Source organism: Mesorhizobium sp. M7A.F.Ca.CA.001.04.2.1 (assembly GCF_003998485.1).
Classification (GTDB): domain Bacteria; phylum Pseudomonadota; class Alphaproteobacteria; order Rhizobiales; family Rhizobiaceae; genus Mesorhizobium; species Mesorhizobium ciceri.
Map to the genome: position 1 here is coordinate 64,486 of NZ_RZQT01000013.1, position 10,214 is coordinate 74,699.

General features: G+C 64.6%; 6 protein-coding genes and 1 pseudogene. 4 read left to right on the forward strand and 3 right to left on the reverse strand.

The annotated features are described in order from the left end of the window. Nucleotides 1-145: 145 nt before the first annotated feature. The 3 genes from EN955_RS06780 to EN955_RS06790 all read right to left on the reverse strand — a co-directional run bounded on the left by EN955_RS06780 (nt 146) and on the right by EN955_RS06790 (nt 2,961). Entirely contained in the window at nt 146-478 is a 333-nt protein-coding gene (locus EN955_RS06780; RefSeq protein ID WP_024502663.1) for a hypothetical protein, read from the reverse strand. A gap of 62 nt (nt 479-540) precedes the next feature. Beyond that, a complete protein-coding gene (locus EN955_RS06785; protein ID WP_013529834.1) occupies nt 541-1,389 on the reverse strand; it encodes an endonuclease/exonuclease/phosphatase family protein in 849 nt (282 codons plus the stop codon). A gap of 108 nt (nt 1,390-1,497) precedes the next feature. Continuing rightward, nucleotides 1,498-2,961 (reverse strand): phosphatidylserine/phosphatidylglycerophosphate/cardiolipin synthase family protein, encoded by a 1,464-nt coding sequence (locus EN955_RS06790; protein ID WP_024502662.1) that lies wholly within the window; start codon nt 2,959-2,961, stop codon nt 1,498-1,500. 309 nt (nt 2,962-3,270) lie between these two features. Between EN955_RS06790 and EN955_RS06795 the strand changes: the two genes are divergently transcribed. From EN955_RS06795 to EN955_RS06810, 4 genes and pseudogenes are all read left to right on the forward strand, one after another. Then, nucleotides 3,271-3,471, forward strand: coding sequence for a hypothetical protein (locus EN955_RS06795; protein ID WP_013529836.1), 201 nt, complete (start codon nt 3,271-3,273; stop codon nt 3,469-3,471). 614 nt (nt 3,472-4,085) lie between these two features. Beyond that, nucleotides 4,086-4,373 carry a hypothetical protein gene (locus tag EN955_RS34740; protein WP_024502660.1) on the forward strand — a complete coding sequence of 96 codons (288 nt, stop codon included), beginning with the start codon at nt 4,086-4,088 and terminating at the stop codon, nt 4,371-4,373. A 12-nt stretch (nt 4,374-4,385) separates the two neighbouring features. After that, a complete protein-coding gene (locus EN955_RS06805) occupies nt 4,386-4,901 on the forward strand; it encodes an AraC family transcriptional regulator (RefSeq protein WP_024502659.1) in 516 nt (171 codons plus the stop codon). Nucleotides 4,902-5,096: 195 nt separating this feature from the next. Continuing rightward, nucleotides 5,097-10,214: pseudogene (locus EN955_RS06810) on the forward strand (calcium-binding protein); the annotation flags it as partial.

A 10,214-nucleotide genomic window follows, 5' to 3' on the forward strand; every position in this document is an offset into this window, starting at 1 on the left:
AGATCAGCCAGGTAATCCAGCTGCGCGAACCGCGCCGCGCGTCAGTCGTCTGCAGGGGCATTTCCAACTGGTCGATGGCGGCATCTCTCGCCACCATACGCGATGAAACCGGCCGGCTTTCGCCGGCCGGTTGGTTCGATCGGGATCAGCCGCAGACGCGAACCTCTTCGATCACCCTGTGGTGGTGGCGCCAGTGCTTGACCAGTTCGATATGGCAGCGATGATGCCGGTGGTGGCGGCGATATTCGCCGTACCGGTATTCGCCATCGTCATACTGAACGTTCCGGTCGCCATCATACTGATTGTCGGAATAGCGATCGCGGTGATGACGGCGAATAACGATCCCACTGTCGGAATCGTCGTCCGGCAAATATCGATCGTCGTCGGACTGGATGGTCACGCTTGCCGCTCGCGTCGGCGCAGTGATCGCCGCTGTCGCGGCCAATGCCAACAGGGAAGCCAGAATCAACTTCTTCATCTCGTCCTCCTACACGTTCAAGACATGGTAACTCGCGGAAGAACTGGGCGTTCCGACTAATTTTACACTCTTTGCGACGCGGGAGACATCAAGGCGTTATCGTCCACCCGCTCCAGGCGCACGAAAGCCGTCAGCGGCAGGTGGTCGGAGGCAACGCGTGAAAGCGGCGTGTCATGCGCGTCGATGGCGGCAATCATGCCATGCCGGTTGGCCATGATCCGGTCGAGCGCCAGCAGCGGCAGGTTCGACGGGAAGGTGGGGACCGCCGGCGGCTGCGGGCCGAACGTCGCATGCAGCGTGTTGAGAGCGGAGCGGTTGCCAAGCCGCCATTCGTTGAGGTCGCCGAGCAGCAGGGTCGGTCTTTCGTCCGGGCTGTTCATCAGGTCGAGCACGACGCGCGCCTGCTGGGAGCGGGAGCGGCGCAGCAGGCCAAGATGGGCGGCGATGATGCGCAGCGTCCGGCTTCCATCGAGGTCGATCTCCGCCACCACCGCGCCGCGCGGCTCCAGCCCCGGAAGCTTGATCTGGTGCACGTCGCGAACGACGCCCTTCTTGAACAGCAAGACGTTGCCATGCCAGCCATGGCCCTTGCCGGTGGCGGAAATCGGCACCGGAACCAGTCCGGTTTCCCGTTCGAGCCGGGGCAGGTCGAGAAGACCATCACGGTCGCCGAAGCGGTTGTCGGCTTCCTGCAGGGCAATGACATCCGGATCGATTTCGCGGATGACGCGGATGGTCCGGTCCGGATCGAACTTCCTGTCGACGCCGATGCATTTGTGGACATTGTAGGAGGCAACCAGCGTGCCGGTGGTGGCTGTCGTCTTGAGTGCGGCGGCGTTAGCTTTCTGCATCCGGCGGTCACGAAGGGACAGAAGCATGCTTGCCGGGAGGCTGCGTCCAATTCTGTGCATCTGTGCTGCTCGTTCTCGCTGGCTTCAATTCAGAAGCCGGATACAGTCAAAATAGGCAATTTCGGCGTATGTTCCATGACAGACGAGTTCCTCAAGCGCACCTCCGCCTTAGAGATAGGGTGAACCGAGCCACAATGCCCGGTCGAACAGCCTGATAAGGAACGGCCGGGCTCGCAAGGCTTCCAGCGTTACCGGCACGGCGGAGGCAATCGCCGACCCGATCCGCGCCTCGATCTCGCTGGCAAAGCCGGCATCGAGCACCTCCAAGTCGATCTCGAAATTGAGCCGCAGCGATCGGGCGTCAAGATTGGAAGATCCGACATAGGCCCACACGCCGTCGATCGAAAGCAGCTTCGAATGGTCGAATGGTCCCTCGGTTCGCCAGACACGGCAATAGTGTTTGAGCACCTGATCGAACTGCGCCATCATCGCGCGGTCGACGAGGAAAAGATTGTTCACCGCCGGCACCACGATGTCTATCTCGACCCCGCGCCTGCCGGCGGTGATCAGTGCGCTGATCAGTTCCCGATCCGGCAGGAAATAGGGCGACATCACGCGTATGGACTTGCGGGCGACCGAGAACGCACCGATCAGCAGCTTGTGGTTGGTCTCGTTGCTGGCATCCGGGCCGGAAGCGACTGCCCGCACCATCATCGGTGCGCCTGGCGATGGCGACAGCGGGGCAATGCGCCAGGCGTCGCCCTTCAGCGCCTCGTTGGTGGCGAAGCGCCAGTCTTCGGCGGCGACCGAAAAGAGGTCGGCGACGATCGGGCCGGTCACCCGGAAATGTGTGTCCCTGGCGCTGTTGGAGCCGGCGAATTCGGCGGAGAAGCCTTTTCGGATGTTCATGCCGCCGGTGAAGGCGGCGATGCCGTCCACCACCAGGATCTTCCGGTGGGTCCTCAGATTGGCGTAGGGCAGGCGCAGGCCCATGACGATGTTGCCGTTGAAGACATCGGCGGGGATGTTGGCCTCGCGCAAATGCCCCAGGATGCTCGGCACCGAGTAGCGGGCGCCGACGGCATCGATCAGCACGCGGACGGTGACGCCGCGCCGGACGGCGCCGGCCAGCGCCTCGACGAAGAGCAGGCCGACGGCGTCATTGTCGAAAATATAGGTCTCGAGCAGGACGCTGCGCTCGGCGCCGTCGATCGCCGCGCACATGGCGGCATAGGCCTCGTCGCCGGTCTCCAGCACATCGATTGCGTTTCCAGGGTTGAGCGCGCGCCGCGCCACCCTGTCGCCGAGTGTCCGCAAGCCCGTGAACCGTTGCCCGTATCGCTCGACGATCAGGGCCTCTTCGACAGCGACGTCGCGCTCATGCTTGGCGGACACCACGCCGTCGGCAAACGGGCGCTGGGCGGTGATCGTGGCACGACGGATGCGATTGATGCCGGCGACGGCGTAGATCAGCACGCCGAGGATCGGGGACAGCACCATCACGCCGACCCAGCCGGTGGCGGCGCGCACATCTTCCTTGGTCATGACGGCATGGACGATGCCGACCGTCGCCATCACCACGGAGATGATCGCCAGAATTTGCGGCCAGTGAGTCGCCAGGGTCGCCAACATGCCGAGACTATCCAGCGAGCGGTTGCAGAAGGCAATGCGGCCGGTCCTGCCGCGCATTCGCCGGATGGTGGCATGCGGCCCTGGCCGAAGGTTTCGACCAGCCGCAGAGATTGATGGGTAGAAGCTTCCCGACGGACCCTGTTCAGAAGGACAAACCTGACCTAGCGGAAGCATAGAGCCTGGCATCATCCTGTTCTGCTCAGAGCCTCCGAAGCCTCTTATGCTTTGGTGCGACCTCTATTGTATATCAGGATGAATGAACTTAATGATATGAACACTTTGATTGATGGCGAGGGGGGGCGCCTAACGATGAAATTCAACTTCGATGAACCTCCCGGCGATGACGTAGTTGCCGACACGTCGGCAGAATGCCAACGCCAATTGCTGCCTCTCGTCCGCGAGATCGTCCAGGCGGCCGTCGCTGCCGGATGGAGCGAGGAGGACGTTCTTCTGGGGTTTGTCGAACTTGCATGGGATTTGTATGAGAATCGTCGCGACGATCTGCAATGACCGGTAGCCAATCTGGTAGCTCTGCATTGCTGGCTGTGTCGCGGCTTTTGCGTCGGCAGCTTTTCGCGATAGGAATTTTTTCTTGACACGGTGATCTCAGCTAAGGTATATATTCGTGCATGGTGCTGATTTGCGCCAGTGACCCGCCGAGCAGGCGGGTTTTTCGTTTGATGCTCCGTCAGCCAATGCGCCGAAGGGTCCAAAGGGACCTGTTGACCCGTAGTCGCGACCTAAAGGCCTGGGTTCCTCGCCCCGAGGGGCTTTTATCCCGAACAAAATTTTTTGTTTGCGTACGGATGTTATTCACTATCCGCAGCATGTGCGTTACGTTGGATCCGGGTCGGGCTAAGGGGGATTTCAGGCGGCAGACAAGCGGCTGAGGCCAGGCAATGGAAAATACGGACGATGCTCGGGAAGGCGGCAATTCCCAGGGCGTCAATCGAGAACGGACAGCTCGATATGTCCTGGACATAATTCCTGAAAGCGCAGGCCCCTGGAGGCCCACCGCGGCGCGGAGTGTCATAGACTCCGCTCGCGATCCCGTCTCGCAGACATTCCCGGCCAAAGAGCATTCCACTGGAATTGCGCTGCGGCCCGCACGCCGATCGAGAGCCTTGCTCGGCAGCGACCGGATCACGCGGTGCAATACGCCGACCGGATGTCGCGTCGTCAATCCGGCGGGTGTGGACAGCAAGCCGGCCTGGTCCCTGACCCGGGAGAACGCCGTCGTTTCCATCGCTCCCGAAGCGCTGGCGCAATTGGCCGTGCATGAATTCGATCTCGCCGAACTCGATCCGCCTGCTTTCGGCACGGTCGACCCGGCCGATCTGCTGCGCACCCACCCAGGCCGCAACAGGCGCCTTGCGGCGTTTTCCAGAATACATCTTGGAACGCTCTCATGAATGGGGTTGGCGATGCCGGTCGGCTTCGATCAATCACGAATTGTTTTTCAGGGGAACGCGGAAGGAAGCCTAGGGTTGAACCTCATCCGGGACGAATCAGGAGGCCAAGAAATGCCGGGTGAGGATGGTGTCCCCGGACCGGTTTCCGGACCCAATTCGCGACAACCGACGCTCAACGCAAAAGGCAGGCTTTCCGTCCGCGCCGCGAGCCGCGTGCGGCAATTCCTGGACGAGAACTTTACGCGCAAGCTGGCGCTTGCCGAGATGGCCGCGGTTTGCGGTCTTTCACCCTATCATTTTGTGCGGGCTTTCTCGAGGACGTTCGGGATGCCGCCGCATCAGTACGTCCTCGGTCTGCGGCTGGATTTCGCTGAAAGGTTGCTTGCCGACAGCGGCATGACGATCGCCGACATCGCTCACTCCAGCGGATTTTCGAGCCAGAGCCATTTTACCACCGTGATGAAGAAATACCGGCAGATGACGCCGCTGCAGGCGCGGATGGGAAAGCTTAGCGCCAAGTTTAGATGAGACGGCGCTTAGGGAATTGCTTGATTACTTGATTCTAAAGCATTGGCAGGGGTAACGAGCCGTTAACCTATGCCGATTTGCTCGCCTCTTTTCTCACAAGACAGCAATATCGTGAAATACCGCACGCAGGAATCATGTCTTCCTGCGATGGAGCGGAATTGTCAGACATTTCGTGCCGGCCAGCGGAGAGGGACCATGACCGACAACCAGATTTCGAACGGCCAGATTTCGAGCGGTTCGTTTGTTCGGCGTCGCACAGCGCATTTCGCGGGGCAGTGGATCGCGGGGGCCGATCATGGTTCGCGCTCGGTTCGCCGCCGCCTGATGGCCGTGCTGCGCATGGCGCATCGTGCGCTTGGTATGGGGTGCAAGCGTCTGGGGCTGGGAACGCTGGGGGTCGGCGGCAGCGTGCGTTCGGCCTTGGCCTCCTCCGTCAGCCTGGCGAGCATCGTCGGCGGCCTGGCGGCGATCGCCGCGCTCAGCCTCGCCACGCCGGCCCAGGCACAATACTAGGCCGGCGGCGGGTCCGCGACAGGCGGCAACGCCGTCGCCATCGGTAACGGTGCCACGACGAATGGCAATAACGCCGTAGCGTTGGGCACCTCCAACAGTGCAACGGGCGACGCTTCGATCGCCATCGGCTATTCGATGAGTGTCAATGGCCTCAACGCCATCGGCATAGGTGTCTTTGCAAGCGCGACCGGCATTAACGCGCTCGCTGTGGGCGGAAACGCCCATGCTAACGCCGGCGGGGCAAGCGCCTTTGGCGTCAACAGCACCGCAAATGGGGCGAACGCGACTGCCATCGGCTCCACGGCTACTGCTGGCGCCGCCGCGACGGCCGTTGGCGTATCGAGCCAAGCGACCGGCGGCAATTCCGTCGCTGTCGGCAGCGTGAGCCAGGCTTCGGGGAACAGTTCGACCGCCCTCGGCACGGGAACCGTCGCCAACAGCTTTGGTACCGCGGTTGGATCGACCAGCCAAGCAACCGGCGGCAACGCGACCGCAATGGGAGCGGGTAGTAACGCAAGCGGCGGCAATTCGATAGCGCTGGGAGTGGTCAGCCAGGCAACCGGCGGCAATTCTCTCGCCGCCGGGAACGGCGCCAACGCCAGCGGAGTCTCGGGCGTCGCCGTCGGCAACGCTGCTAAGGCGACTGGCAACAGCTCAACGGCACTCGGGGTGCAAGCGCTGGCGATCGGCGACAGCACGGTTGCTGTCGGTCAGGGCGCCGGCGCCGGGTCAACCACCGGAAATGCCAGCTCGGTCGCGGTGGGCGTCGCGGCAGGCACGCTCGTCAGCGGCGGACAGAATACCGCTGTCGGCGGCGGCGTCCCAAGCGTCTTGAGAGGCGCCGGCTCCGGCGTCACGGGGCAGCGCAATGTCGCCCTCGGCACTGGTGACGGCGCCGTTGCCTATGACGCAACGCTCTCCGCCTCCGCGGGCAATCTGGTCACCGGCAACGACAACATCGCGATCGGAACCAATGCCGGTATTGGTGTCGCCGCCAGCAACACCGCGTCGATCGGCCACAACGCTCAAGCCAGCCAGACCAACGCCGCAGCCATTGGCACGGGATCCATCGCCAGCGGCGTGAATTCCATCTATCTGGGCGCACGCTCCGCTGCCGGAACGGGGGCTCTCGCTCAGAGCGCGATCGCTATCGGCGTGGACGTGACGGCAAACGTGGCTGATGCCACGGCGATCGGCCGTACAAGCGTGGCATCGGCCCAGTTCGCCGTCGCAATCGGGGTAAATTCCCGTGCGACGGGGACAAGCTCGTCAACGCTCGGCCCTAACGCACTCGCCTCTGGCAATTTCGCATTGGCTTTCGGCAATGCCGCTCTGTCGAGTGGGATCGGCTCGGTCGCGATTGGGTCGGGTGCCCAGGGCACGGATGTTGGCGCCGTGGCGCTCGGCAATGGCTCCCGTGCGACCCTCGCGCGCGCAACGGCGCTGGGCGTTAGCGCATCGGCGAGTGGCGCGAGCGCGCTGGCGATGGGCGATACCGCGAACGCGAGTGCCCAGAACGCGATCGCCGCCGGAACGAACGCGGTCGCAAACTCCGCCGATGCCGTCGCCATCGGCACCAGGGCGAATGCAAGCGGCGGCAAGGCTGTCGCCATCGGCGCCGACAATGTTGCCTATGGCGACGGCGCCGTCTCCATCGGCGATCCCAGCTATGCCAGCGGTACCGGCGCCTTCACCGGCGGCGCCAACAACATCGCCAACAGCGACGGCACGGCAACCGCCACCGCGGCCAATATGGCCAACGGCGCCGTCGCCATCGGCAACAGCAACAAGGCGATCGGGCAAGGCTCGGTGGCGCTGGGCAACGGCTCGACGGCGGGCGCAGCCGGCCTCGCCGGGAACGTCGCACTGGGCGATGGCGCGACAGCGGCGGCAAGCTCCGGCGATGTCGCGCTTGGTTCGGGCTCGGTCACCACTACGGCGGTCGGCACGGCCAGCGGTGTGGTCAACGGAACGACCTACGCCTTCCAGGGCACCAATCCGACCTCTACGGTCAGCATCGGTGCACCCGGCGCCGAACGCACCATCACCAACGTCGCTGCTGGGCGGATCAGTTCAACATCGACCGACGCGATCAATGGCTCGCAGCTCGCCGCCACCAACCAGGCGGTGGACGCCATCGGCGCCGTCGTCAACAATCTCAACGTCGGCGGCGGCATCAAATATTTCCACGCCAACTCGACGGCGGCGGACTCCTCGGCCACTGGTACGGACTCGGTCGCCATCGGACCCGTCGCGACCGCGACGGGGACGAACGCCATCGCGGCCGGCGTCAATTCGAGCGCCTCCGACGCCAACGCCTCGGCCATCGGCAGTGGCGCCGTCGCGTCGGCGCTCGACGCAACGGCACTGGGGTACATCTCCAAGGCCTCGGGCCAATACAGCACCGCCATTGGCGCCAACGCCACCGCCACAGCCACTTCCAGCACGGCGATCGGCCAGAACTCGCTTGCGGCTGGCGTTCAGGCGACTGCTGTTGGTGTAGGCGCCAATGCCGTCGCCCAGAACGCGCTCGCGCTGGGCGCCGGCTCTGCTGCTGGCAATGCGGGCGACGTGGCGCTCGGCTCAGGCAGTGTCACTGACGTCGCCGTCGGCACGCCCAGCACCGTGATCAATGGCACCACCTACGCCTTCCAGGGCACCAACCCGACCTCGACGGTCAGCGTCGGCGCGGTCGGCGCCGAACGCACCATCACCAACGTCGCCGCCGGACGGATCAGTTCGACGTCGACCGATGCCATCAACGGTTCGCAGCTCGCCGCCACCAACCAGGCCGTCGACGCCATCGGCACCACGCTCAGCACCATCGGCGGTTCCGTCACCAATCTCGGCAACACGTTCAACAACATCGCCGGCGACACCTCGACCACCTATACCGATGCCAACGGCATAGGCATCCGCTACGCCCGCACCAACGAGGCCGGGCTGGCGCAGACCGATTCCTTCGCCCAAGGCGTCGGGTCCACAGCGGTCGGTTACAATGCGACCGCGACCGGCATCAGCGCGCTGTCGCTCGGCCGCGACAGCAAGGCCAGCATCGACGGCAGCGTGGCGCTGGGCTCGGGTTCGATCTCCGATCGCGCGATCGCTCCGGCCACCGGCCAGATCGCGGCCGGTCCGTCCAACTTCATCCAGTACAACACGAGCGACAAGACGCTGCTCGGCGCCGTTTCGGTCGGCGATGTCAACTCCTACCGGCAGATCACCAACGTGGCCGACGGCACGCAGGACCAGGACGCAGTGACGGTGCGCCAGCTCGCCGGCGCCATCGCTGCCGTATCGGTTACCTCGACGAAATACTTCCACGCCAATTCGGCGGCGGGCGACTCGCTCGCGGTCGGCGCGGAATCGGTCGCGGTCGGCCCGACGACTGTCGTCAACGGCGACAATGGCATCGGCATCGGCAACGGCGCCATCGTCGACCTGACAGCGCCCGGCGGAACGGCCATCGGCCAGAACGCCCATGTGTTGCTGGCCGACGGCCTGGCGCTCGGCACCAATTCGCTGGCGTCCGGGGTCCAGTCGGTGGCGCTCGGCGCCGGCGCCCAGAGCACCTTCATCAACAGCGTGGCGCTCGGTGCGCAATCCATCACCACGGTCGGCGCGCAGGCCGGCTACACGGCCTTCGCGCTCGCCGGTCCGCAGACCTCGGTCGGCGAGGTGTCGATCGGCGCCGCCGGGGCCGAACGCAAGCTGACCAATGTCGCGGCGGGCTCGGCCGACACCGACGGCGTCAACGTCTCGCAGTTGCGCGGCGTGACGAAAAACGTCACCGACCTGTTCGGCGGCGTTACCACGATCAATCCCGACGGCTCGATCACCGGCCCGACCTACACTATCCAGGGCAACAACTACTCGACCGTCTATGACGGCCTGACGGCCGTCGACAATGCCCTGACCACCATCAGCAATGGCGGCGGCATCAAATACTTCCACGCCAATTCGACGCTGGCCGACAGCATCGCCGGCGGCACCAACGCGGTGGCGATCGGGCCGGAAAGCGTGGCGAGCGGCGCCGAGAGCGTGGCTGCGGGCCATGGCTCGACGGCTACCGGGGCGGGCGCCGTCGCGCTCGGCCAGGGTGCGCAGGCCAACAACGCCAACGATGTGGCGCTCGGCTCCGGCTCGGTGACGCAGACAGCCGTCGGCACCTCCAGCACCGTCATCGGCGGCAAGACCTACACCTTCGCCGGAACGACTCCGACCGGAACCGTCAGCGTCGGCGATGCCGGCGCCGAGCGGACGATCACCAATGTCGCCGCCGGGCGCGTCGATGCCGGCAGCACGGATGCGATCAACGGCTCGCAGCTCTACGCCACCAACACGGCGATCGAGGATTTGAAAGCCGGCGTCGGAAACCTCACCCAGAACGCGGTGACCTATGACGCCCCGGGCGGCGTCAAGTCGAACACCATCACGCTGCAGGGTGGCGACGTCAACGCGCCGGTCGTCATCTCCAATGTCGGCCCCGGCGTCAAAGGGACCGATGCGGTCAATGTCGACCAGATGAACCAGGGCCTGACCGCCGGCAAGAGCTATACGGACAACCGCGTGGCTTACGCTATCGATACGTCCAACGACTACACCGACAAGGTAGCCGCCACGACCCTGCAGCAGGCCAACGACTATACCGACCAGAAGCTCGGCCAGCTCAATTCGGACATCAACGGCATCCGCGACGAGGCCCGGCAGGCGGCCGCGATAGGCCTCGCCGCCGCCTCGCTGCGCTACGACGACCGGCCCGGAAAGCTGAGCGTCGCGGCGGGTGGCGGCCTCTGGCGC

Excerpts from the sequence above, each read along its gene's own strand:
- EN955_RS06780 (WP_024502663.1), bottom strand. The coding sequence starts at position 478 with ATGAAGAAGTTGATTCTGGCTTCCCTGTTGGCATTGGCCGCGACAGCG.
- EN955_RS06805 (WP_024502659.1), top strand. The coding sequence starts at position 4,386 with ATGCCGGTCGGCTTCGATCAATCACGAATTGTTTTTCAGGGGAACGCG.
- EN955_RS06785 (WP_013529834.1), bottom strand. The coding sequence starts at position 1,389 with ATGCACAGAATTGGACGCAGCCTCCCGGCAAGCATGCTTCTGTCCCTT.
- EN955_RS06795 (WP_013529836.1), top strand. The coding sequence starts at position 3,271 with ATGAAATTCAACTTCGATGAACCTCCCGGCGATGACGTAGTTGCCGAC.
- EN955_RS06790 (WP_024502662.1), bottom strand. The coding sequence starts at position 2,961 with ATGTTGGCGACCCTGGCGACTCACTGGCCGCAAATTCTGGCGATCATC.